20 protein-coding genes are annotated in these 23320 nt (G+C 49.5%); 19 read left to right on the top strand and 1 reads right to left on the bottom strand.

Going from position 1 to position 23320, the window contains the following annotated elements; all coding sequences use genetic code 11:
- The first annotated feature begins 98 nt into the window (after positions 1-98).
- Entirely contained in the window at positions 99-1862 is a 1764-nt protein-coding gene (locus EQU24_RS15980; protein ID WP_175421696.1) for a TadG family pilus assembly protein, read from the top strand.
- Between the two features lie 423 nt (positions 1863-2285).
- On the opposite strand, the gene EQU24_RS15975 is transcribed toward EQU24_RS15980, so the two are convergent.
- Positions 2286-3407, bottom strand: a complete 1122-nt coding sequence (locus tag EQU24_RS15975; protein ID WP_017842626.1) for a GGDEF domain-containing protein — start codon at positions 3405-3407, stop codon at positions 2286-2288.
- Positions 3408-4552: 1145 nt separating this feature from the next.
- Between EQU24_RS15975 and EQU24_RS15965 the strand changes: the two genes are divergently transcribed.
- From EQU24_RS15965 to motD, 18 genes are all read left to right on the top strand, one after another.
- Positions 4553-5053: a flagellar basal body-associated FliL family protein gene (locus tag EQU24_RS15965; protein WP_017842628.1), complete on the top strand. Its 501-nt coding sequence runs from the start codon at positions 4553-4555 to the stop codon at positions 5051-5053.
- Between the two features lie 2 nt (positions 5054-5055).
- Positions 5056-6036 (top strand): flagellar motor switch protein FliM, encoded by a 981-nt coding sequence (gene fliM, locus EQU24_RS15960; RefSeq protein ID WP_017842629.1) that lies wholly within the window; start codon positions 5056-5058, stop codon positions 6034-6036.
- 972 nt (positions 6037-7008) lie between these two features.
- Positions 7009-7446 carry a flagellar motor switch protein FliN gene (gene fliN, locus EQU24_RS15955; protein WP_017842630.1) on the top strand — a complete coding sequence of 146 codons (438 nt, stop codon included), beginning with the start codon at positions 7009-7011 and terminating at the stop codon, positions 7444-7446.
- Positions 7446-7883, top strand: coding sequence for a flagellar biosynthetic protein FliO (fliO, locus tag EQU24_RS15950; RefSeq protein WP_017842631.1), 438 nt, complete (start codon positions 7446-7448; stop codon positions 7881-7883). The genes fliN and fliO overlap by 1 nt, the downstream gene beginning before the upstream one ends.
- Positions 7876-8631, top strand: coding sequence for a flagellar type III secretion system pore protein FliP (gene fliP / locus EQU24_RS15945; RefSeq protein WP_017842632.1), 756 nt, complete (start codon positions 7876-7878; stop codon positions 8629-8631). Before fliO ends, fliP begins: the two co-directional genes overlap by 8 nt.
- Positions 8632-8647: 16 nt before the next feature.
- Positions 8648-8917: a flagellar biosynthesis protein FliQ gene (gene fliQ, locus EQU24_RS15940; RefSeq protein WP_017842633.1), complete on the top strand. Its 270-nt coding sequence runs from the start codon at positions 8648-8650 to the stop codon at positions 8915-8917.
- Positions 8918-8921: 4 nt separating this feature from the next.
- Entirely contained in the window at positions 8922-9695 is a 774-nt protein-coding gene (fliR, locus tag EQU24_RS15935; protein WP_026130377.1) for a flagellar biosynthetic protein FliR, read from the top strand.
- A 9-nt stretch (positions 9696-9704) separates the two neighbouring features.
- Entirely contained in the window at positions 9705-10835 is a 1131-nt protein-coding gene (gene flhB / locus EQU24_RS15930; protein WP_017842635.1) for a flagellar biosynthesis protein FlhB, read from the top strand.
- 358 nt (positions 10836-11193) lie between these two features.
- The gene (gene flhA, locus EQU24_RS15925; RefSeq protein WP_017842636.1) at positions 11194-13287 is read left to right on the top strand and encodes a flagellar biosynthesis protein FlhA; all 2094 of its coding nucleotides are present in this window, start codon (positions 11194-11196) and stop codon (positions 13285-13287) included.
- A 16-nt stretch (positions 13288-13303) separates the two neighbouring features.
- Positions 13304-14758, top strand: coding sequence for a flagellar biosynthesis GTPase FlhF (gene flhF / locus EQU24_RS15920; RefSeq protein ID WP_017842637.1), 1455 nt, complete (start codon positions 13304-13306; stop codon positions 14756-14758).
- Between the two features lie 31 nt (positions 14759-14789).
- The gene (locus EQU24_RS15915; RefSeq protein ID WP_040575948.1) at positions 14790-15623 is read left to right on the top strand and encodes a MinD/ParA family protein; all 834 of its coding nucleotides are present in this window, start codon (positions 14790-14792) and stop codon (positions 15621-15623) included.
- Positions 15620-16363 carry an RNA polymerase sigma factor FliA gene (locus EQU24_RS15910; protein ID WP_017842639.1) on the top strand — a complete coding sequence of 248 codons (744 nt, stop codon included), beginning with the start codon at positions 15620-15622 and terminating at the stop codon, positions 16361-16363. Before EQU24_RS15915 ends, EQU24_RS15910 begins: the two co-directional genes overlap by 4 nt.
- Positions 16364-16926: 563 nt before the next feature.
- Complete coding sequence (gene cheY / locus EQU24_RS15905; protein ID WP_175421695.1) at positions 16927-17301, top strand: chemotaxis response regulator CheY; 375 nt, start codon at positions 16927-16929, stop codon at positions 17299-17301.
- A 15-nt stretch (positions 17302-17316) separates the two neighbouring features.
- The gene (locus EQU24_RS15900) at positions 17317-18042 is read left to right on the top strand and encodes a protein phosphatase CheZ (RefSeq protein WP_017842643.1); all 726 of its coding nucleotides are present in this window, start codon (positions 17317-17319) and stop codon (positions 18040-18042) included.
- A 10-nt stretch (positions 18043-18052) separates the two neighbouring features.
- Positions 18053-20338 (top strand): chemotaxis protein CheA, encoded by a 2286-nt coding sequence (locus tag EQU24_RS15895; RefSeq protein WP_017842644.1) that lies wholly within the window; start codon positions 18053-18055, stop codon positions 20336-20338.
- 172 nt (positions 20339-20510) lie between these two features.
- Complete coding sequence (locus EQU24_RS15890) at positions 20511-21611, top strand: protein-glutamate methylesterase/protein-glutamine glutaminase (protein WP_017842645.1); 1101 nt, start codon at positions 20511-20513, stop codon at positions 21609-21611.
- On the top strand, positions 21611-22363 hold the full coding sequence (locus tag EQU24_RS15885; protein ID WP_017842646.1) for a flagellar motor protein: 753 nt from the start codon (positions 21611-21613) through the stop codon (positions 22361-22363). Before EQU24_RS15890 ends, EQU24_RS15885 begins: the two co-directional genes overlap by 1 nt.
- Positions 22364-22376: 13 nt before the next feature.
- On the top strand, positions 22377-23270 hold the full coding sequence (gene motD, locus EQU24_RS15880) for a flagellar motor protein MotD (protein ID WP_017842647.1): 894 nt from the start codon (positions 22377-22379) through the stop codon (positions 23268-23270).
- The last annotated feature ends 50 nt before the right edge of the window (positions 23271-23320 follow it).

Below are 23320 nucleotides of genomic sequence, written 5' to 3'. Positions count from 1 at the left end.
TTTCATATCGAAAATTTAGATAAAGAGTCCCAATCTACGAACTTTCACAGTAATATTCGGCGCGAATGCCGTTGGAGCAAGAGTTGAGCAGTAACGCCATGCATTCGTTAAACAAACCTTGGGAAAGCCCCAGCCGCTGCGCACGATCGCTCGCTCGGCAACGAGGCGCCTTGGGTATTCTGGGTGCGATGGTATTGCTGCTGTCGATCTTGTTTACCGCGCTGGCGGTCGATACCGGGCGCTTGATGATGGAGCAGCGGCGCTTGCAGACCATAGCCGACATGGCGGCCTTGGATGCCTCCTCGCAATCCGGTTGGTGCGGCGACGGCAGTTTATCGACTGCGGAAGCGGCCGCGCAGGCCAGCGCGGCGCGTAATAATCATCCGGTGGCTGGCGACAGAACGTTAGTGGTTTTACTGGGTAATATTTCGCTGGGCGCGGGCGGCGTCAGGAATTTCGTGGCGGATAATCCGTCCACGGCGACGGCGGTGCGGGTGACTGCCGGCAATACCGTGCCGGCGAGTCTGTTCGCCGGCGGAATACTAGGCCGAGAGGCGACCTTACAAGCGACCGCGGTCGCGGAGCGCCGGGCATTGGCGGGGTTTTCCCTCGGCAGCGGATTGTTGTCGGTGAATAGTGAGAAATCGACGGTTCTCAATGCGTTACTTGGAGGGATTCTGGGATCTTCACTGGATCTGAGCGCAGTTTCTTATGAAAGCATCGCGAGTACTAATATTTCTCTTCTGAGTTTGGTGCAAGCGGCGGCCGGGGTTGGCACCGTCAATGAATTGTTGAAAGCGCCGGTATCTGTGGGCGATTTGCTGCAAATTTACGCGAATGCGGTGAGTGCTTCCGATGTCGCGGATGTGGAGGTGGCGGCGGCGATGCAGACATTGGCAAGTACTGCTATTTCCAATGCCGAACTGACTTTGGGAGACGTCTTGGCCGTGACCGCGCCGAATGTGGAGGAGGCTGCTTCGGCCGAGGTCAATTTGCTCGATCTGATTACCTCGACGGCCTTGATCGCCAATGGTAATAGTGCGCTAACGCTGCCGCTAAATTTCGGATTACCGGGAGGGCTTACGGTAAGCACCGTGCTGAATGTGATAGAGCCGCCGCAACTCGCCATCGGCCCGCCTGGAATGGATGTAGACGGCAATTGCCGCACCGAGGCGAAAACCGCGCAAGTCAGGCTGGGCTTAACGGCTCAGGGCTCGTTAGTCAAAAGCGTCGTGGGCGGATTGCTGGGTGAAGGGTTGCTGGGTAGTTTGTTGAACGGGTTGTTCAGTCTTTTGGGTGCGTTGTTGGGCTCGTCGGATTTGATCGATGTCGATGTTCTGATCAATTTAGCGGTCGAAATTGCCCAAGGCCGCGCCTGTCTGGAAAGCATTCAATGCATCGGGCTGGATAGCCCGAAGTCGCTGGTGACTATCGGCGTCGAGAAAGGCATTGCCAACCTCGATCTCGATGTTCTTGTGACGCTTAACCTAAAAGTGGTTAGGTTATTATTGTTCCCCAGTTATGAAGATATTCAGGTGCCGCTGAGTCTGTCATTAAATTTGAGCGATGCGATAGAGGAAAGTTTGCAATTTGAAGTCGGCCCCGGCGACCTGCCGCAGACTCAGCGGGCCGATAGCAATGTGGGACAAAGCTTGGCCAATGCGCTCGAAGACGAAAACTTGGTAAACGTTGCCGGTGTCGATCTGAACTCTTTAGGCATTGCCGCAGGTTTAGTTCGTATCATTTTGGCGGCCGTTGCGCCTGTGTTGGATGCACTGTTGAGTGTATTGGGGGTTGAGATCGGTTATGCGGATGTTAAGCTGATTGATCTGGATTCAGGCCGGCCTGACTTGTTGATATGAATTTTTTCCAGTTTCTACGGAAGATTGGGGGTGCCTTCGTGCTATGCAGGACGGGTTGAATAACCATACGCATCAAGCTAAACGCTACTCCCCGCCGCAGCTAAATCGCTATTGGCCGTACCTGCGCTTCAAACAAAGCGATGGGTTTCCGCTTCGCTACTACCCATCCTACAGAGTCACTGCCATTAAGTTAAGCCGTTCGTGGTGAGCCTGTCGAACCATGGACGGCTTAACTTATCGATCCAGGATTTTTCCATTCACCCTTCGACAGGCTCAGGGCGAACGGAAAAATCCTTAACTTAATGGCAGTGATCCTACAGAGTCGGAAGTTTAATGTAGGATGGGTAGAGCGGAGCGAAACCCATCATGGAACGTCATGAGAGCCATTATAACAAATCGCGGGTTTGGTTAATGGCTGCGTTATTACAACTCCGCCGTTTCAGGATCGTCTAGTTTCGGGTCATACCAGGTGACCCTGTTGCGTCCACTTTCTTTAGAGCGGTATAGAGCTTTGTCGGCTAGTTTTACCAAGTCTTCGGCCTTCATGTCTTCCCTCGCAAATGTTGTAAAACCTCCGAGGCTAATCGTGACATGGCCTAGCGTCGATTGTTCGTGAGCAATTTCGAGATCCTCGACGGCCTGACGCATCCGCTCGCCGACCGCATAGGCATCGTCACGCGCCGTTTTACTGAGCAGTACGACAAATTCTTCTCCGCCATAACGTGCTACCAGGTCGATGGCGCGCTTAACCGACTCGGCGAGCGCCCCCGCGACTTGCTCCAAACAGTCGTCTCCTTCTTGATGGCCGTAGTGGTCGTTGAATTTTTTGAAAAAATCGATATCCATAATGATCAAGGAAATCGGGGTCCCGTATCTAAGTGCGTGCGCCCATTCTTGTTGTAGAACGAAATCGAAGCGACGTCGATTCGCAAGGCCTGTCAATTTGTCTTGTCCGGCTTCGTTTTCCAAACCGAAGCGGGAAAGCAGGCCATCCATTAAATCGGAATGCAGTCGATAAGCGGAATAAAAGAGGCTGCCGCCCAGTATCAATACAGCGGGAATCGAGCTTAAGCCGGGCTCGTTGTCCATTACGATTAAAATACCAATTAATGGTAGCAAGATTCCGAATAAGAATGCCGCATAGACCGACGGCAAGGTGCTAAGCCTAGGCATTGCCGCAGCGGCGACAGCGCTCAGCATCATGAAGACGAATAAGCGGGTGTCTAACGATAGCAAGGGAAATAGGAGCGCGCTGACGCCAAGGCTTAATCCGGCAATGCCGGCCGCGACAATGTCGGGCACGATCGTGTCGCCCTTAATGGTATCGTCGGGAATATGGCGGAGCGCCTGGGTGCTTCTATACCAATGCCAAAAGCCGGCAAGCAAGGCAATAGCAAGCCAAGCCCCCCATATCGATAAGGGAAGTTCGAACCATAAGTATGCTGCAATAAGGCCGGTATGTGCACAGTGAACGGCAAGATCTCTTGTTGAATGCCGATAGAGATGCCGGATCAATTGTGTGGAAAGTCGATGAGGGTCGATCAAGTTCGTTTATTCCGTCGTAAAGCCATAGCGTAAAAGCAATTTTCGGGTAAGTATTCCGTCTCCCTCTTGGTAAAGGCGACTATTTAAATAAATTCCCCTCAATCCCCTTTTTTACAAGGGTGCGGTAAAAATCCAACTTGATTATACCTTTCGCACTTCAAATTTCGGCAGTGCCCGAGGAGGCGTCGGGGTGTGCGACAAAGGCTTTGCCAGCATGGAGCTGGCATAGAGCCTACATGGACGTATTCACGGCGTCCTTTGGCGGACACCCCGGCGCCGAATTTTGATCTACTACGGGTATAATAAGGGGCTGAACCATTACATTTTTAGAGTCGTAGGTTAACCATAAAACGCATTAAAGGAAATTAGCAAATATTGTACTCCGTTTATGCCGAGCAAAGTTGAGGCATGAATCGGCTACAATAATTTCACCGGGTGGACGGATCTCCAAAATACCGTTTATCTTTCGAATGATTTCAGGAAAACGGTGTTTGAAGCTTCGATTGATTATAAGGGGCGGTTGTTCGATAGACAGGTTTCGGCGGAAGGATTGATTTTGATCTTGCAAAGCCTGCATTCACGATATCCTCGCTACTACATAGTTTGGACATTCGCTCGGCTAACGTTCGGTAAACGACAGTTCGAGACATAACCCCAGCAATTCCCGGTTTGAGCAGTTTCGCCGATTTTAGGGTGTGGGGTATGCCTGTCGAGGAGCGCCGTAAACCCATCCATGGGGGCTTGGCGGCAGCTCGAACGCCAAGGATGGCGTGTAGTAGGGCACCAACAGTAGGCGCTTTAGGCGATGCAGGGCAGAAAAATGCTCCTGCATTTTCTGCATTCATTACATCCATGTAACTCAGCAATTGCCGAGGAGCAAAAATCCGCCCTGCTGCCGACATCCTCGCCAAGCATACCCCACACCCTTTTTGATCTCCAAATTGGGAATTGCTGACATAACCCGGAGCGAATGCCGCAAGTCTGCTTTATACTGTAGAACAAAACAACGATTCGAAAAGTGGCTAAAATTTGTCACCGTTATCGTAACGCCTTTAAGGTAATTAGTTAAGGCAATGATCTATAAGTATAAGTTAATTATGGTTTGTTTGTTGCTAGTTGATGAATTGAGATAAAAGGTTAAATATATGGCAGAAAAAAATCAAAAAGCGGAAGGCGAAAAGAAGTCGTCTAAGAAACTCATTATCATCATTTTGTCTGTCGTTTTGATATTGGCGGGGGCGGCGGGAGCGTATTTTTTTCTTGTCGACGATGATGCAGGAGATGTTTCCGAAGTTGAGGAAGCCGAATCAGAGCCAGCGGTTTCGACCGAGGTTTTTTATTACGATTTTAGTAAACCGCTGATAGTAAACTTTCCTGCGGGTTCGAGAATGCGGTTAATGCAGGTCTCGATATCGTTGCTGGTTGATAATCAAGAAGCCATAGAAGACTTAAAAAAACACGACCCTATGATTCGAAATAATATCTTAATGTTGATTAGCGCACAAAGCTCCGATGAGCTCAATTCTCGGGAGGGTAAGGAGACGCTTAGGCAGGCAGTGCGCGCGGAGGTGAGTGCGGTCTTGGAAAAAATGACCGGTAAACACCCTGTCAAGGAAGTGTTTTTTACTTCATTTGTGATGCAATAATTATGTCTACTGCAGACCTGCTTTCGCAAGAAGAAATCGATGCTTTGTTGCATGGTGTCGATGATGGCGAAATCGAAACCGAAACCGATGATGTAGAGGAATACTCCGGTGCGCGAACCTACGATTTTACCAGCCAGGAACGTATCGTTCGCGGCCGGATGCCGACGTTGGAGATGATCAATGAACGTTTCGCTCGCTATTTTCGAATCACCTTGTTTAATTTTTTGCGACGTTCGGCGGAGATTTCGATTTCAGGCATACAAGTACAAAAATTTTCCGAATATGTTCAGAGTCTGTTCGTGCCGACCAATCTGAACATTGTTAGATTTATGCCGTTGAAAGGCCGTGCTTTGATCGTAATGGAGCCGCGCTTGGTCTTTACCGCAGTGGATAATTTTTTTGGCGGTACCGGGCAGTTTTATAACAAAGTCGAAGGTCGTGAATTTACGCCGACCGAAATGCGGGTGATCCGTTTGTTTATCGATATGATTTTCAAGGATTTACAGGAAGCCTGGAGGCCGGTTTTGGCATTGCAGTTCGAATATTTGACTTCCGAGGTTAATCCGCAGTTTGCGAATGTCGTCAGTCCATCGGAGATTGTCGTGATTTCGACGATGCATGTCGAGCTCGATGGCGGCGGCGGGGATATCAATATCGTCATGCCTTACACGATGATTGAACCGATTCGGGAATTGCTCGATCAGGTGATCAGCGATCGGGGCGAGACGGACGGGCGTTGGCAGGAGTTACTGAGAAAAAGTGTGATGAATGTGGCCGTGACGCTCGATAGTTTGTTAATCGAAAAGAAAATGACGGTTAAGGACGTCATGCAATTGAAAAAAGGCGATGTGATACCGGTTGATATGCCGGATACTGTGCGGTTAAGAGCACAGACTGTTCCGGTATTTGAAGGTAAGATTGGCTTATCGGACGGTAATTACGCCATTAAAATTGTTAAAAAGGTAAACCCCGATTATGTTTGACGGTAAAAATTTCATGCCAATAACATACTGGAGCTATGAGTTTTGTAGCGGGTTAGGTAACTCGCTTAGGAATATGCACAAAATAACTTATACAAGTAGTAGGCTTTGTGGCGGTTTGGTGACTCGCTTGACAGGACGCCGTGAATACGTCCATGTAGGCTTGACGGCGGCGACTGATTGCCAAGGATGGCATGAATGCAGATTTTGCATTACGCCAGGGATGGCGTGTATTAGGGCAACGCAGGAGCAGTTGCCGAGGAGCAAAAATCTGCCCTGCCGCCGACACCTGTCAATCGAGCCACCAAACCCCCTTCCGACAGTTGTCTAAATTATTTCATGCTCGTTCCTTACCTTGCATTAAAAATAGGGAAGTTATTTATGACCGAATCCTTAGTGGTTTTCCACAGAAGGCGGCGAATGTCTTGTGGGAGCGATCCCCAGATCGCGATTTCGGGGTCGAGAATGCCAAATTACATTAAATGGCATCGAGGTCAAAAGGCTAAAATATGCTCTTACCCAAGCAGGAGCTCTCATCGTTATACATAAATTGTAGGGTACGCTGCGCGTACCAAAGCCGTGCCCTAATGGTTCGGTTGGCACATGAACATCGCGGGGTTACCATGGTACGCACAGCGTACCCTACGCAAATCACCTAGCGTTAGGTGACACTGCCATTAAGTTAAGCCGTTCGTGGTGAGCCTGTCGAACCATGGACGGCTTAACTTATCGACCCAGGATTTTTCCATTCACCCTTCGACAGGCTCAGGGCGAACGGAAAAATCCTTAACTTAATGGCAGTGAGCGTTAGGTGAGGGAGATCCGAGGGTGTTAAGTGACAATAAAGGGTATCGAGATTTCATTGGTTAAGATTGCAAAAGGGTATTTTTTGACTTATGTATAACGATGAGAGCTAGAGCTTGGGTAAGAGCGAAGATGGGATTTAGGAAATGGTTTTAAACAGAGATAGCGATAATGAGTGAACAAGACGATTCGGATATAGGTGACGATTGGGCGGCGGCGATGAACGAGCAGGCCGAATCCGAAGCAGAAACAAAAGGCGCCAAAAATAGCAATCATGTCGAGATGGCATCATTCGATCGATTCGATAATCAACCCCATGGAGCGGGTGAGATGGGGGAGACCGGCAATGAGATTCAAATGGATATCATTCTCGATATTCCGGTGACCATGTCGATGGAGATCGGCCGGACCCAGGTTAGCATCAGGAATTTATTGCAATTGAACGAAGGATCGGTGGTCGAGTTGGATCGGCTTGCGGGCGAGCCGATGGATGTTCTGGTCAACGGCACGTTGATTGCTCATGGGGAAGTGGTCGTGGTAAACGATAAGTTTGGGATACGCTTGACTGATGTGGTCAGCCCAACCGAGCGGGTTAAAAAGCTCAGTTGATGAATAGGTTTATCTTAAGCGTTTTGTTTTACGCATACCTTCCGTCGGTTTTTGCCGCGCCCGTATCCGAAGCTCCCGGAGTTGCGGTCAAAAACGTGGGTTTTCAAGACGTGTTGCAATGGGGCCTGGCGCTTATTTTCGTCTTGGCGATCTTTGGGGTTTTTGTTTGGTCGTTACGCAAATTGAGCGGCTTGCCGGTTAGCGGCGAAGCGAAAATGCGAGTGCTGGGCGGCTTGTCCCTCGGCATGCGTGAAAAAGTCGTTTTGCTGGAAGTCGGCAATAAACAGATGGTATTGGGTGTGACGCCGGGAAGGATAGACGCTTTATTGGTCTTAGACGGCGAGGATCGCCTGGTTAACGATCGTGGCGAACCAGGTGGCCCCAGCGTGTTTTCACAAAAGTTGATGCAAGCGATGGAGAGGCGCGGCAATGGCTAAATCTTTGCGGATCATAACAGGGTGGGGATTCGCGGTCGCCGTTCTTTTGCCGATGCCGCTGCATGCGACTGGAGTCGAGGCGTTTACGGTTACGACTAACGCACAGGGTGGCGAAACCTATTCGGTAACGATTCAGATCCTCGCGTTAATGACAATGTTGACGGTTTTACCGTCCTTGTTACTGACGATGACTTCGTTTACCCGGATCATGATTGTTTTGGGACTGTTGCGTCAGGCTTTAGGGACTGCGCAAGCGCCGAGTAATCAAATTTTGTTGGGTTTGTCGTTATTTTTGACGTTTTTCATCATGGCGCCGGTATTCGACAAGGTCAATCGCGATGCGATTCAGCCTTATCTCGAGGAAAAAATCGATGTATTGACCGCTGTCGAGAATGCGTCGGTGCCTTTTCGGCAATTCATGATTAGGCAGACTCGCGAATCCGACCTTGAAATGTTTCTCAGGATTTCCGGTCACGAAGAAGTCGAATCGGTCGACGATGTGCCGTTTTCGGTATTGTTACCGGCTTATGTGACTAGCGAATTGAAGACGGCTTTTCAGATCGGTTTTTTGATTTTTCTGCCTTTTCTGGTGATCGATTTAGTGGTTGCTAGCGTATTGATGTCGATGGGCATGATGATGTTGTCGCCGATGATTATATCTCTGCCTTTTAAGATTATGCTGTTCGTGATGGCAGACGGATGGTCGTTGATCATGGAAATGCTCGCGGCCAGTTTTTATGTGGCTTGATCATTAGGAGGGAGCGATGACTCCGGAAACGATTTATACGGTGAGCCAGGAAGCGATGTGGGTGGCGGTTAAGTTGACCGCGCCTGTGTTGTTGCCGTCATTGATAGTAGGCTTGATTATTGCGATGTTTCAAGCTGCCACGCAGATCAATGAAATGACATTGACCTTTATTCCCAAGCTCATCGCGATCGGTATCGTGATGATGGCGATGGGTCCTTGGATGTTGCAAATGTACTTGGATTATTTTCAGCAATTGATTCGTGATATTCCTGAAATGATTGGGTAAGCGATTGAATGTTACCGAAGCTCAATTATTGAATTGGGTTGCGTCGTTTATTTGGCCGTTGATGCGCATCGGCGCGATGCTAATCGCCGCGCCGTTGTTTAGCATGCAAGGCGTGCCGCCTCGAGTGAGGTTAGTCATTTCGGTGGGTTTGACTTGGATCGTTATGCCCTTGCTGCCTCCATTGCCCGATGTGCCTATGTTGAGTTATCAGGGTTTGGCTGTATCGATGCAGCAGATTTTAATCGGTTTGGTGAGTGGTTTCATCATACAGATGGTTTTTGGCATCGTGGTGTTTGCCGGGCAAACGATCGCTTATAGCATGGGCTTGGGGTTTGCATCGATGGTCGATCCGCAAAGCGGGCAACAGATTCCGGTGTTGGCTCAGTTTTATATTATCGTCAGTACGCTGATTTTTTTTGTTTTAGATGGGCATTTAATGTTGATTCGCATGGTGCTGGATAGCTTTAATACCGTGCCGATTGCCGTCGATGGGTTGGGGCAGGCCGAAATTTGGTCGATTATTGCATGGAGCAGTCGCTTGTTTGCCTCGGGTTTGTTATTAGCCTTACCGGTTATGGCGAGTTTGCTGATGGTCAATGTCAGTTTCGGCGTCGCGGCCCGTGCAGCCCCGCAGTTGCACATTTTCGCAGTGGGCTTTCCGGTTACGTTGATGCTGGGCTTGCTGCTGATCTGGCTGACCTTGCCGACTATGCTTCAACAATTTACCGGTGTCATGGCTGAGGGTTATGAGCTTCTAGAGCAGGTGCTGCGTCTGTAGCAGGTCGACATGGCAGAAGATACCGGTCAGGATAAAACGGAAGAACCCACGGCGAAGCGGCTTGAAGATGCTCGAAAAAAAGGTCAAGTCGCAAGGTCTAGGGAGCTCAATACTTTTGTGATGCTGGTCACCAGTTCGGTATTGCTGTTATTCATGGGCGGATATATCGGTCAAGGCATGATCGAGATTATGCAAACCCAGTTCCAATTGAGCAGGGAGGTTATTTTCGCGCCCGAAAGTCCGGTTAAGTATTTTAAGCAGGCCTTGCTCGATGCTTTCTGGCTCATCTCGCCGTTTTTGGCGGTATTGGTTGTCGCGGCGTTGATTGGACCCTTGGTTCTGAGCGGATGGGTATTCAGTTGGGAAGCGTTGACGCCGAAGCTGGAAAAACTCGATCCGATCAAAGGTTTAGCCCGTTTGTTTTCAAAAAAAGGGTTGATCGAGTTGTTGAAGGCGCTGATCAAATTTTTGTTGGTGTTCGGCGTTGCAATGATCTTATATAAGTCGTTTTTGAACGAGTTTCTTGGGTTGAGTGCAGAGCCCTTGGGGCAGGCTGTTCAGCATGCCTTGTCTCATATCGGTTTCGGTTTTTTGGTGTTGAGTGCGTCATTGATTTTGATCGTGATGGTCGATGTACCTTACCAACTCTGGGATCATCATGAAAAGTTGAAAATGACACGCCAGGAAGTGCGCGACGAAATGAAGGAGTCTCAAGGTAATCCGGAAATCAAAGGGCGTCAGCGTAGGATACAAATGGAAATGTCGCAACGGCGCATGATGGAGGAAGTGCCTAAGGCCGATGTCATCGTCACCAATCCGACGCATTTTGCCGTGGCATTGCAATACGATCAAAATTCGTCTGCTGCGCCGAAAGTCATTGCCAAGGGTACCGATCTGATTGCGGCGCAAATTCGCAATTTGGCGGCCGGTGCGAAGGTGCCGCTATTGGTTGCACCGCCTCTGGCTCGGGCTTTGTATTATTCTACCGATTTGAAACAGGAGATTCCGCAAGGCTTGTTTTTGGCGGTCGCGCAGGTGCTGGCCTATGTGTATCAGTTAAAAACAGCCAAGGCTTATGGTTGGGATGCACCGTTGCCGCCCCAAGATTTACCGATTCCTGAGGAGTTTCGAAGGGATTAGGTAGGGGTGAGCAGTTAGCAGTGAGTGGATAGTGAATGGTGAATGGTGAATGGTGAATGGTGAATGGTGAATGGTGAAGAGTGAATGGTGAAGAGTGAGTAGCGGATAGTTGGTAGGGTGCGCATCGCGCACCATTTCATCGTTCCCACGCTCTGCGTGGGAATGCAGCCCGAACCGCTCTGCGGTTCGAGGGCGATGGAGCGCTCCGACCTGGAAACCATTGGGTAAGTGTCTCCTTAAGTACTTATTCATCAAAGCAAATGCCACGACTAATCCGCCTTAACCGGGGTTGCCAGCTTTTGGCTCCTATTGCCTCGATCAATCTTAATTTATGCCGAGCGATTACCAAGACTAAATCATGGACCTTACCCGAATTTTAAATACCTTAAAAATGATAAGCGGCTCAGGACTCGGCGCGCCGCTGCTGATCATCATGATTTTGGCGATGGTGGTTTTGCCGTTGCCGCCGTTTTTGTTGGATTTATTTTTTACATTCAACATTGCCTTTTCTCTGATTATTCTGCTGGTCGTCATTTATATGCTGAATCCGCTGGAGTTTTCGGTGTTTCCGACGGTAATTTTGGTGGCGACTTTGATGAGGCTGGCATTGAACGTGGCGTCGACACGAATTGTCTTGCTCGAGGGACATCAAGGCGGTGCGGCGGCGGGTAAGGTGATCGAAGCGTTCGGCTCGTTTGTCATCGGCGGTAATTTCGCGGTGGGCTTGGTGGTGTTTTTGATCTTGGTTGTGATCAATTTCGTCGTGGTAACCAAAGGCGCGGGTCGGGTTGCTGAGGTGGGCGCGCGGTTTACATTGGATGCGATGCCGGGCAAGCAAATGGCGATCGATGCCGATCTTAATTCCGGATTGATTACGCAAGATCAAGCGCGTGAGCGGCGTGCCGAGGTAGCCGCCGAGGCCGATTTTTACGGTTCGATGGATGGCGCCAGTAAGTTCGTCAGAGGCGATGCGGTTGCCGGTATCATTATTTTATTCGTCAATATTATCGGCGGACTCGCAATCGGCGTGGGCCAACATGGAATGAGTTTTGCGGAAGCCGGCGAAATTTATGTGCTATTGACTATCGGTGACGGCTTGGTTGCTCAGATCCCTTCGCTATTGCTTTCGAGTGCGTCAGCGATCGTGGTGACGCGCGTCAAAGGCGGTACCGAAGATATCGGTCAGCAAGTCAGCACACAGCTTTTCGAAAACTCAAAAGCCTTATATATCACTGCCGGTGTAATGGGGACTTTGGGAGTTATTCCGGGCATGCCGAATTTAGTATTCATTCTGCTGGCCGGCTCGATGGCTGGTTCTGCTTATATGATCGACAGGCGTCAGAAGGTTTTGGCCAGTATCGAAACTAAGCGGGAGCTCGATGTTCGCCAAACCGTACCGGAGGTCAAGGAGTTGGGTTGGGATGATGTGATGCCGGTCGATATTATCGGCTTGGAAGTCGGCTATCGCTTGATTCCATTGGTCGACAAAAATCAAGGAGGGCAGTTGATGGCGCGGATCAAAGGCGTGCGTAAAAAGCTGTCGCAGGAGTTGGGCTTTTTAGTGCCTACGGTGCATATTCGCGATAATTTGGATTTGTCGCCGACGATGTATCGCATCACTTTGATGGGCGTAACGATGGGCGAAGCGGAGGTCTTTCCTGAATTGGAATTGGCGATTAATCCCGGGCAAGTTTTCGGTTCATTGAAAGGCAGGGAATGTCGCGACCCGGCATTCGGTCTGGAGGCGGTTTGGATCGAGGCGGGTCAGAAGGATCACGCGCAAACGTTGGGCTATACCGTCGTCGACCCCGGTACTGTTATTGCCACGCATTTGAGTCATTTGCTGCAAAGTAACGCGCATGAATTATTCGGCTACGAAGAAGCGCAACAGTTACTCGATAATCTTGCGAAAGTCGCCCCGAAACTGGTCGAGGATCTGGTCCCAAAAACACTGCCGTTGGGTGTCGTGGTCAAGGTATTGCAAAATTTACTGCAAGAGCATGTGTCGATTAGGGATATTCGAACGATTGCCGAAACTTTGGCGGAGTTCGGCGTCAAGAGTCAAGATCCCGATATCTTGACCTCGGCGGTCCGTGTGGCGCTAGGGCGATCAATCGTTCATGAAATCAGTGGGATACAACAGGAGTTACCGGTTATTACCTTGGATTCAGAGTTGGAACGATTGTTGCATAAATCATTGCAGACGGCGGGTGAAGGCGGTGTCGGCATTGAGCCGGGGCTGGCCGAGCAAATGCATCGGTCGCTGGAAGAGAGCGCTCAAAAAATGGAAATGGAAGGACAGGTTCCGGTTTTATTGGTTTCGTCCTATATTCGTCCCTGGTTGGCTCGCTTCGTCCGTCATTCGATTTCAGGCTTGCATGTATTGGCTTACAATGAAATACCTGAGGATCGCCAAATAAGAGTGGTTTCCACGGTTGGACAACGCGCCTAATTGACGGGGTAGTACAATGAAAATCAAACGTTTTTTTGCATCGGACATTCGCCAAGCGATGCGCATGGTTAAAGATGAGTTGGGTGCCGATGCGGTGATCATGTCCAATCGCTCGGTCGATGGCGGCGTGGAAATCGTCGCTGCTCGCGATTTTGACGAGCAACTCATTCATAATAAATTGCAAAAAGATGCGGCTGAGCGGAAAGCTCAAAACCCCGAAGTCAAACAGCCCCCGTTACAGGATTTTGCGGCTGAAAACAAATCGGCACAGATTATTAGTAGCACTCGAAAAAAAGGGGCGGACGGTTCGGTACCGCCGCGTCCGTTGCGTCGGGATTTTGACGAATATCTGGGTTATGCGGAAAAAATGCAAATAAATCGCCCGCGTCGTTTGCAGCCCGATCCGGTAAAGAAGCCGGCGCCGGCTGTATCGGCAAAAATAGAGGAAATTCCCAACGAGCCGGCACCTGCGATTCAGGAAAAAACGGTGATGTCGGCGCGGGCCGAAGAGCCAGTTCCGGTCGCTCGAGAAAACAGTGCGAACGATCAGCTTATCAAAGACATGTTTCAGGAATTGAAATCGTTGAAGATGACGATGAATAGCCGCCTGTCGGAAATCGGTTGGCGACAAAACAGTCAAAGCAATCCGGTGAGGGTCGAATTGTTGCATCGTTTGGTCGATATGGGGATTGCCAAAAATTTGAGTATGAAAGTCGCCGGTCGCTTGAATAATTATCAAACCATCGAGCCGGCGTTTAAGAAAGCTCAGGAAATGTTGGTTAACGTGCTGCCTGTATATAATGATACGCTTTTGGATTATGGCGGAATCGCGGCGTTGGTGGGGCCGACCGGTGTCGGCAAGACCACGACGATCGCCAAATTGGCTGCACGCTTCATTCTAAAACATGGGCCGAGACAGGTCGCGTTGATTACGACCGATAATTATCGTATTGCCGCGCATGATCAACTCAATACCTATGGCCGGATTCTCGATGTGCCGGTTCGCGTGGCGGCCGATGCCGAGCAGCTGCGAAATTTGATCGACGGCTTTGCCGATAAGCGTCTTATTTTGATCGATACTGCCGGAATGAGTCAGCGCGACCAACGCTTGGCCGAGCAAATCCAAACGCTGCAACACGATGACTTACGCATTCGACCTTATTTGGTGATGTCTGCCGCGACGCAATACAAAGCGATGAAAGAGATTATTCAAGCCTTTCAAATTTTTCAGCCTGAAGCGGGCATATTGACTAAACTTGACGAAGCAGCGACCAAGGGGGCGGCAATATCGGCATTAATCGAACAACGCATGCCGCTATCTTATGTTACCGACGGGCAACAAGTACCCGAGGATCTGCATGCGGCCTCGGCCAAGCAATTAATTGAGCAGTGCGCAGCAGAGTCGGATCAAGAAAGCGATTATAATGCGATACTTGATTATGACGACTGGGTGGCGCAAGGTTATGCATAATCCATTCGATCAGGCAGCCGGAATCAGAAGAATGAAAAAAACGAATCCCGTTAGGGTTATTGCAGTCACAAGCGGCAAGGGTGGTGTTGGAAAAACCAATTTGTCGGTCAACTTAGGTCTGGCATTGGCCGAACAAGGCAAGCGAGTTGCCTTGCTCGATGCCGATATGGGGCTTGCCAATGTCGACGTATTACTGGGAATGTATCCGAAATTCAATCTTTCGCATGTATTAAAAGGCGAAAAGACATTGAGCGAAATTATCGTGACCGGACCTTCCGGGTTGCAAGTGATTCCGGCTTCCTCGGGCTTGCAGCATATGTCCGACTTATCGACGGTCGAGCAAGCTGCAGTCATTCGGGCCTTTAGCGATATCGATCAGGATTTGGATGTGCTGATTGTCGATACGGCGGCGGGTATATCGTCCAGCGTTATTAATTTTGCCCGTGCTTGCCAGGAAGTCATTGTTGTCGTGTGCGACGAGCCGACCTCTTTAACCGATGCCTATGCTTTCATTAAACTCTTAAATCGTGATTACGGTTTGAGCCGCTTCCATATTTTGACCAACATGGTTCAAAGTGCACAGCAAGGCCAGAATCTTTTTCTAAAATTGACGAAAGTCACCGACCGTTACCTGGATGTAACGTTACAGTTTGCAGGTGCGGTACCTTATGACGAATATTTACGCAAAGCCGTTCAGCAACAAAGCCCGGTCGTAGCAGCCTATCCGCGCAGTAAATCATCGCTGGCCTTAAAAAATGTGGCAAGACAGATCAATAGTTGGCCGATTAAAGGTCAGGCGGGCGGTTATCTTGAGTTCTTTATCGAGCGCATGATCCAATACGGCGCACAAAAGGATGTTGCATGAAGGGAGCGGCCATGTATGCGTCGGTGCAATCGGGTGAGAAAGAAGACCTGGTACTGCGGCATGTGCCTTTAGTTAAACGGATTGCCTATCATTTATTGGCTAAATTGCCCGAAACGGTATTGGTTGAGGACTTGATTCAATCCGGAATGATCGGTTTGTTGGATGCGATCAAGCATTTCGATGCTTCGCAAGGCGCCAGTTTCGATACGTATGCCGGTATTCGCATTCGGGGTGCAATGCTCGACGAAGTTCGACGATCCGATTGGACGCCGCGTTCCGTTCATAAAAAAGCGCGCATGGTGAGCGATGCGATAAGACACATCGAAAGTAAAACAGGTCGCGATGCCAGCGATAGCGAGGTCGCCGAGTATCTGGGGATCAGTGCCGACGAATACGCACGCATATTGCAAGATACACAGTCTTGCCGTACCTTGAGCGTTGAAGAATTGTCCGAGGAAGGCGATGCGGCTTTTTACGAGGATCAGCCTTTAAAAAACGATCCGCTGAACCGATTAAGCCGAGAAAAATTCGATCAGGCTTTAGTCGAGGCGATACGAAGTTTGCCCGAGCGGGAACAGCTCGTGGTTTCGCTGTATTATGTCGATGAATTAAATTTACGCGAAATCGGCCAAATTTTAAATATTAGCGAGTCCCGCGTTAGTCAAATCAGCAGTCAGGCCATGTTGAGATTACGAGCGAGACTTGCGGACTGGCGTGAAGGCCATGATAATGGCGCCTGAATGAGGCTTCACAGGCATGAACGTTATGCCTATCGTAGATCTTTTGCGGTACCGGTTATGTAACCCGTACCGAGTGTTTCGTTTTGCCCTAAATATTTCGGCTTGCTCCGATCACGGTCGAAACGTTTAGGACGGGGTTGCAAACCCCGTCCTGCCAAAGGTTCGGTTGGCACATGGCATTGCGGGGTTACCATGTTACGCACAGCGTACCCTACGCGGCTGTGCTGTTTGATAAAATTGCGGATATTGAACATCAGTGGCTTCGAAATCGCGACGAAGGCGTCGCTCCCACAAGGGGTCGGATGCTCTGTGGGAGCGATCCCCAGATCGCGATTTCGAAGTCGGGAACGTTGGGCGACAAAAAATGGTATCGAGGCCTCATTGGCTAAGATTGCAAAACGGTAATTCTTGACTTATGTATAACGATGAGAGCTGGAGCTTGGGAAAGAGCGTGATGGGGGTTGGCCGTGCTATTGAAAAAGATATGCGATGCGTAGCATCAAACGTTAAAAAAGTTTTATTTATTAAGTTGAGTGGGTTGGAGACTATCCTTGGATAAAAATATGAAAATTCTCATTGTGGATGATTTTTCGACGATGAGACGTATTATAAAAAACTTGCTGAGGGACTTGGGTTTTACTAATACGGCCGAAGCCGATGACGGTAAAACCGCTCTGCCGAGACTAAAATCCGGAGGCATCGATTTTTTAGTGACCGACTGGAATATGCCGGGCATGTCCGGATTGGATTTACTGAAGGCCGTTCGAGCCGACCCGGATCTTGCCTCGTTGCCGGTTTTAATGGTTACGGCCGAAGCTAAGCGCGAACAGATTATTATGGCGGCTCAAGCAGGCGTCAATGGATATATCATCAAGCCGTTTACCGCCGCGACGCTCAAAGAAAAAATCGAAAAAATCTTTGAACGCATAGACAATTAGCTCTGAGGGGATTGAATGACCGATAAAGATCGCCTCAGTCAGGTTAAAAACCTGCTTAAGGCATTGGAGGAAGGAGACGAGCAAACGGCCGACAGAATTCTCGATGAAATAGCCGGGGTCCGCGAGAGCCAGTTATTTATTGAAGTGGGTCGGTTAACCCGGCAATTGCACGATGCCATGGTGCATTTTTCCGTGGATTCGAAAATCACCGAGATTGCCGCGCAGGAAATTCCGGATGCGAAGGAAAGACTGCGTTATGTCATTACAATGACCGAGCAAGCTGCGGATCAAACTTTGACCGTTGTCGAGGATATCGTCCCGGTTGCGCGAATGCTCAATGAGCAAGCCACAAAACTTGCCGAAAACTGGGAACGTTTTCTGATTCGAAAAATGCCCTTCGAAGAGTTTAAGGGCATGAGCCAGGAAATCACCGAGTATTTCAATGAGTCGGTTAAATCTCTGGAAATTATGCAAAACGGGCTCAACGATATTTTAATGGCTCAAGGATTCCAGGATATTACCGGACAAATCATCAGGCGCGTGATTGCGATGGTCGAAGACTTGGAAAACGGCATGGTCGATTTAATCCGTTTATCAAGCGCTAAAGCGGCTTCGAGAGAGGCGGCTATGTCGAGCGTCGAATTGCCCGGGCCGGTCGTGCCCGGTGTCGACGATAAACACAGCGAGGTGGCGACTAGCCAAGACGATGTCGACGATTTGCTATCCAGTTTGGGCTTTTGAGGATTGAATTATGGCGATTGATCTGGATGACGAAATTTTACAGGACTTTCTAGTCGAATCCGGTGAAATAATCGAATTATTGGGCGAGCAGTTGGTTCAACTCGAGCAAATGCCCGATGATTACGATTTGCTCAATGCCATATTTAGAGGTTTTCATACCGTCAAAGGCGGTGCCGGTTTTTTAGCGATAGACCCTCTGGTTGAAATTTGCCATAAAGCCGAGGATGTCTTTAATGTGCTTCGACAAGGCGATAGAAAAGTCGATCCTAAATTAATGGACGTCGTGCTTCAGGTGTTGGATATTGTTAACGAAATGTTCGGTCAGATTCGTGTTGGACAAGAGCCCCAACCGGCGTCGCAGACATTGCTGAACAAGCTTCAGACTTTTACGTTGCCCGGCAAAGCCGTCGAAGCCGAAGCGCTCGAACAATGGCGCGCGGAAGAACAAGAACAAGAGCCATCGCCTATTGCCGACGCCGATGAAATCGATATTGTCGAGAAAGAGTTCGAATCGATGCTGAACATGGCCGGCGAGGAATCCGCAGGGAATGCCGAAAATTCAAGCTCCGATGAAATCACCGAAGAAGAGTTTGAGCAATTACTCGACACTTTGCATGGTAAAGGCGCTTCGCCGACCTCGCCAAAAATAACGCAGAGCGAATCGCAATCGGCTTCGGCTGCCGATGAAATTACCGAAGATGAATTCGAGCAACTACTCGATGCATTACATGGCAAAGGCGGTTCGCCGACATCGCCCAAATCCGATCGAAGCGAAACCGCATCGAATGCAGAAGTCGAATCGGAAAACGCCGAAAAGGTATCGATGCCTGCCGACAAATCGGCGCCGGCGGCTTCGGATTCCGATGAAATTACCGAAGACGAATTCGAAAATTTGCTCGATCAATTGCATGGTAAAGGGCAGTTCAATCCTTCGGTAATTGCCGAAATCGGCGTTCAAGTTCCAAAGGCGACGGAAAAGAAACCTGCCGTCGAATCCGTTTCCGACAATAAAGACAAGCCGCCGCCTGCTGCTAAGCCGTCGCCCGCTATTAAGGAAATAGAGCGGCATGAGACTAAAGATCAAAAGCCCGCCGTTTCAAAAGCCGCTCCGGCGTCAACTCCGCAAGTCGAAACCACGGTCCGGGTCGATACTCAGGTACTCGACGATATCATGAATATGGTCGGTGAATTGGTGTTGGTCAGAAATCGATTGCAGACGCTTAAATCGGCATCCGATAGCGACGATCAGATGACCAAAGCCATTGCCAATCTGGACGTTGTGACAGCCGATTTGCAATTAGCGGTCATGAAAACCCGAATGCAACCGATTAAAAAAGTATTCGGTCGTTTTCCGCGCGTGGTCCGGGATTTGGCGCGTAGCCTGAATAAACAGATAAGGCTCGAATTGGTTGGAGAAGAAACCGATCTCGACAAGAACTTGGTCGAGGCTTTGGCCGATCCGTTGGTGCATTTAGTAAGAAATTCGGTCGATCATGGTATCGAAAGCCCGGAAGAGCGGGCAGAGGCGGGTAAGCCCGTCGAAGGAGTGGTAGTGTTGACCGCTTCGCAGCAAGGCGATCATATCGAGCTATCGATAAAGGATGATGGCAAAGGCATGAATGCCAATGCATTGCGGGCCAAGGTCGTCGAAAAGGGCTTAATGGATGCCGAGACTGCCGCTCGACTGGATCAGCGTGAATGTTTTAATTTAATTTTCATGCCCGGATTTTCGACTAAAACGGAGATTTCCGATGTTTCGGGGCGGGGTGTCGGAATGGATGTCGTAAAGACCCGCATTTCTCAAATGAACGGTACCGTCGAAGTCGATTCAAAGGAAGGCGTCGGTACCACGATTACCATCAAGGTGCCTTTGACGCTTGCGATCATGCCGACGTTGATGGTCAAGCTGGCCGATCAAGCCTTCGCATTACCGTTGGGTAGCGTGTTGGAAATTCTCGATCTGGATCTGCGTGTGACCAATGTCGTGGACGGACAGCAGGTCGTTATGGTCCGAAACAAAGCCCTGCCGCTGTTTTATCTCGGAGAATGGCTCGTGCAGGACCCGAATTATGTACTCAATAAACAAGTTTCCGCGCATGTCGTCGTGGTCAATGCCGGTGGCCGTCAAGTCGGTTTTGTCGTGGATCAATTAATTGGTCAAGAAGAAGTTGTCATTAAGGCTTTGGGCGCGAAACTGCAAGGCTTGGACGGACTTTCGGGGGCGACGATTACCGGTGACGGGCGCATTGCACTGATTCTCGACGTGCCCGGTTTAATGAAGCGATATGCGTGTTAATAATGATACCCATCGTAGATCAAAATTCGGCACCGGGGCGCCCGTCAAAGGACGCCGTAAATACATCCATGTAGGCTCTATGCCAGCATCCATGCTGGCAAAGCCTTTGTCGAGCACCCCGGTGCCTTCTTAGGCTCTGCCGAAATATGAAGCACGAAAGGTATAGAAGTTCATGGCCGTTAAGGTATTGATAGTCGACGATTCCGGATTTATTTGTAAAAGAATCAAGGAAATTCTTGAGGAGTCTAAAGATAGCGAGGGACGCGCCGAATTTGAGGTAATAGGTATTGCCAATAACGGTTTGCAAGCGATTAGGCTGACGGCTGCCTTGTCGCCCGATGTCATAACGATGGATATCGAGATGCCGTTGATGGACGGCATTACTGCGGTTAAGCGCATTATGGCGGAAACGCCGACCCCTATTTTGATGTTTTCGGCGATGACTCAGGTAGGTGCGCAAGCGACATTGGATGCCTTGCATGCCGGCGCGGTGGATTTTTTACCTAAGCGCCTGGATGAGATCGATGCCGACCGAGAAACGGCCAAACGCTTGCTCCGGCGAAGGGTACGCATGGTTGCCTTGCAAACCGGAAAAATAAAAACAAAAAGCAGCGTAGCGCTGACTAAGGATAAAATCGAACTAGCTGAAACATCGCTCGAAAAACCGACTAAGCACGAGGTTCAGCAAACAGCGAAACAATTCGGCGCATTACGCATTATGGTAATTGCCGCCTCGACCGGCGGTCCTGTTGCGGTGCAGAAAGTGTTAAGCCAAGTTCCGCAGTCATGCCCGTTGCCTGTGATCATTGTTCAACACATGCCGCAAAATTTCACGGCCAGTTTTGCAGAGCGGTTGGATCAATTATGCCGCATTAGAGTTAGGGAAGCACGCGATGGCGATACCTTAGAGCCGGGAACGGCGTTGGTTGCGGCGGGAGGAATGCAATTGGAACTGAAAGGCTCCGGCGTGCGTAAGTCGATTGTTCTGAGGCCGAAAATAGCCGGAGAAATTTACAGCCCATGTGCCGATATTACATTGGCTTCGGTCGCTCGGCATTTTCACGATGCCGTGTTGGCGGTGGTCTTAACCGGTATGGGGTCGGATGGTAAAGAAGGTGCGCGCAAACTCAAGCAAGCCGGTTCGATAGTTTGGGCGCAAAACGAAGAAAGTTGCACGATATACGGTATGCCTAAAGCGGTTATCGATGCAGGCTTGGCCGATAATGTTTACAGTCTCGATGAAATAGGTCGGCAATTGAGCCGGATTACCTAATGGATTATCTAAGTCTCATTGGCGTCGTGTTAGGTTTCGTGGCGATCGTCGGCGGTACGATAATGGACGGCGGGCATGCCGAAGCGCTATTAAACGGACCGGCTTTACTGATCGTTTTAGGCGGTACGTTAGGGGCTACATTGTTGCAATTTCCGCCGACGGTATTCTTACGAGGGCTTAATATCAGTTTATGGATATTCAAGCCCCGAAAACAAGTGCTTGAGCAACAAGTTAACAAAATGGTCGAATGGAGCGCGTTGGCCAGAAAAGAAGGCCTGCTGGGTCTGGAATCGGTTCTCGATACTGAAATCGATCCGTTCGCACTCAAGGGTCTACAGCTTTTAGTCGACGGTAGCGAACCGGAAGTGATTCGGGATTGTATGGAATTAGAGATTAATACCAGGGAGCTTAGCGATTTACAGGCGGCTAGAGTATTCGAAGCCATGGGCGGTTATTCGCCCACGATCGGTATTCTCGGCGCAGTGATCGGTCTCATTCATGTCATGAAAAATCTGGCCGAGCCGGGTTTGCTGGGATCCGGCATTGCAACGGCGTTTGTTGCGACGATCTATGGCGTTGGCTTTGCCAATCTGATTTTTTTGCCGGTTGCAAACAAATTGAAGATGCAAATTTTGACAATGTCGCAAGCTAGGGAATTATTGGTTGAGGGTATCGTAGCAATCGCCGAGGGAGAAAATCCAAAAAATATCGAATTGAAATTATCCGGTTTTTTAATTGAAGGTCGGGATTAGCTCGGAGGGTCTGATGCGGCGCAAAAAGAAAGAATTGGCCGAACCTGAAAATCATGAGCGATGGCTGATTTCCTATGCCGATTTTATTACCTTGTTATTTGCGTTTTTTGTCGTGATGTATTCGATCTCGTCGGTCAATGAGGGTAAATATAAGACACTGTCCGACTCGTTGGGCGAGGCTTTTTCGAAAAGGCAATCGCAATCGGCGATTTCCGGTAGAGAAGGCACTCCCTTTACCGTGGTGCAGCCGATTCAAATCGGGGAAGAGCCGATGACCGTTCAGCCGGTCGAGTTACCTCATCCGACTTTGGAAGAGGTTGAAAAAAAACATGAGCTTAGTGAGGAAATCCTACGTGAGCGGCGCAATTTGATCGAGGCGTCCGAACAAATGTCGGAAGTCTTGGCGCCATTTATCGAAAAGGATTTGGTGGCGGTTAAAAAACATGACTTTTGGATTGAGCTAGAAATGAATAGCGAGCTGTTATTCGCGAGCGGCGAGGCTGAGTTATCGCCAAAAGCGTTACCGGTTTTGAAAAAAGTTTCGGAAATTGTCAGACGTATGCCGAATGTCATCAATGTCGAAGGGCATACCGATACGGTCCCGATTAGTACCGTTAAATTCCCATCTAATTGGGAATTGTCTTCGGCGCGCGCGACTAGCGTAGTAAGGGAATTCGTCAATGAGGGGATAGCGCCGTCACGATTATCGGCGGTCGGCTATGGAGAATTTCATCCGATAGCCGATAACAGTAGCGAAGCAGGTCGATTTCAAAATAGAAGGGTTGTGGTGGTGTTGATGTCGCATGCTTTTGCCCGTTACGGCGCTAATGACGAAGAAAGAGCGAAATTACTGAATATCACACCGGTTACCGAAGCTGAAATAAACAATACTCAAGGTTCTCCATAGTGGTGGGGTAATTACCTTCCTCGTTCCCACCGCTCCGGCGGCCAAGGTAT

The sequence above is a fragment of the Methylotuvimicrobium buryatense genome (assembly GCF_005931095.1).
In the GTDB taxonomy this organism is placed as follows: Bacteria; Pseudomonadota; Gammaproteobacteria; order Methylococcales; family Methylomonadaceae; genus Methylotuvimicrobium; species Methylotuvimicrobium buryatense.
The sequence above is the reverse complement of the archived record's forward strand: the minus strand, read 5'-3'. Positions and strand labels throughout refer to the sequence as shown.

What these genes read in the sequence shown, in the direction of transcription:
- motD (WP_017842647.1), top strand. Translation starts at nt 22,377, where the DNA reads ATGCGGCGCAAAAAGAAAGAATTGGCCGAACCTGAAAATCATGAGCGA.
- flhA (WP_017842636.1), top strand. Translation starts at nt 11,194, where the DNA reads ATGGACCTTACCCGAATTTTAAATACCTTAAAAATGATAAGCGGCTCA.
- flhB (WP_017842635.1), top strand. Translation starts at nt 9,705, where the DNA reads ATGGCAGAAGATACCGGTCAGGATAAAACGGAAGAACCCACGGCGAAG.
- EQU24_RS15980 (WP_175421696.1), top strand. Translation starts at nt 99, where the DNA reads ATGCATTCGTTAAACAAACCTTGGGAAAGCCCCAGCCGCTGCGCACGA.
- fliP (WP_017842632.1), top strand. Translation starts at nt 7,876, where the DNA reads ATGGCTAAATCTTTGCGGATCATAACAGGGTGGGGATTCGCGGTCGCC.
- fliQ (WP_017842633.1), top strand. Translation starts at nt 8,648, where the DNA reads ATGACTCCGGAAACGATTTATACGGTGAGCCAGGAAGCGATGTGGGTG.
- fliO (WP_017842631.1), top strand. Translation starts at nt 7,446, where the DNA reads ATGAATAGGTTTATCTTAAGCGTTTTGTTTTACGCATACCTTCCGTCG.
- EQU24_RS15910 (WP_017842639.1), top strand. Translation starts at nt 15,620, where the DNA reads ATGAAGGGAGCGGCCATGTATGCGTCGGTGCAATCGGGTGAGAAAGAA.
- EQU24_RS15915 (WP_040575948.1), top strand. Translation starts at nt 14,790, where the DNA reads ATGAAAAAAACGAATCCCGTTAGGGTTATTGCAGTCACAAGCGGCAAG.
- fliN (WP_017842630.1), top strand. Translation starts at nt 7,009, where the DNA reads ATGAGTGAACAAGACGATTCGGATATAGGTGACGATTGGGCGGCGGCG.
- EQU24_RS15895 (WP_017842644.1), top strand. Translation starts at nt 18,053, where the DNA reads ATGGCGATTGATCTGGATGACGAAATTTTACAGGACTTTCTAGTCGAA.
- EQU24_RS15885 (WP_017842646.1), top strand. Translation starts at nt 21,611, where the DNA reads ATGGATTATCTAAGTCTCATTGGCGTCGTGTTAGGTTTCGTGGCGATC.
- EQU24_RS15890 (WP_017842645.1), top strand. Translation starts at nt 20,511, where the DNA reads ATGGCCGTTAAGGTATTGATAGTCGACGATTCCGGATTTATTTGTAAA.
- cheY (WP_175421695.1), top strand. Translation starts at nt 16,927, where the DNA reads ATGAAAATTCTCATTGTGGATGATTTTTCGACGATGAGACGTATTATA.
- flhF (WP_017842637.1), top strand. Translation starts at nt 13,304, where the DNA reads ATGAAAATCAAACGTTTTTTTGCATCGGACATTCGCCAAGCGATGCGC.
- fliM (WP_017842629.1), top strand. Translation starts at nt 5,056, where the DNA reads ATGTCTACTGCAGACCTGCTTTCGCAAGAAGAAATCGATGCTTTGTTG.
- EQU24_RS15900 (WP_017842643.1), top strand. Translation starts at nt 17,317, where the DNA reads ATGACCGATAAAGATCGCCTCAGTCAGGTTAAAAACCTGCTTAAGGCA.
- EQU24_RS15965 (WP_017842628.1), top strand. Translation starts at nt 4,553, where the DNA reads ATGGCAGAAAAAAATCAAAAAGCGGAAGGCGAAAAGAAGTCGTCTAAG.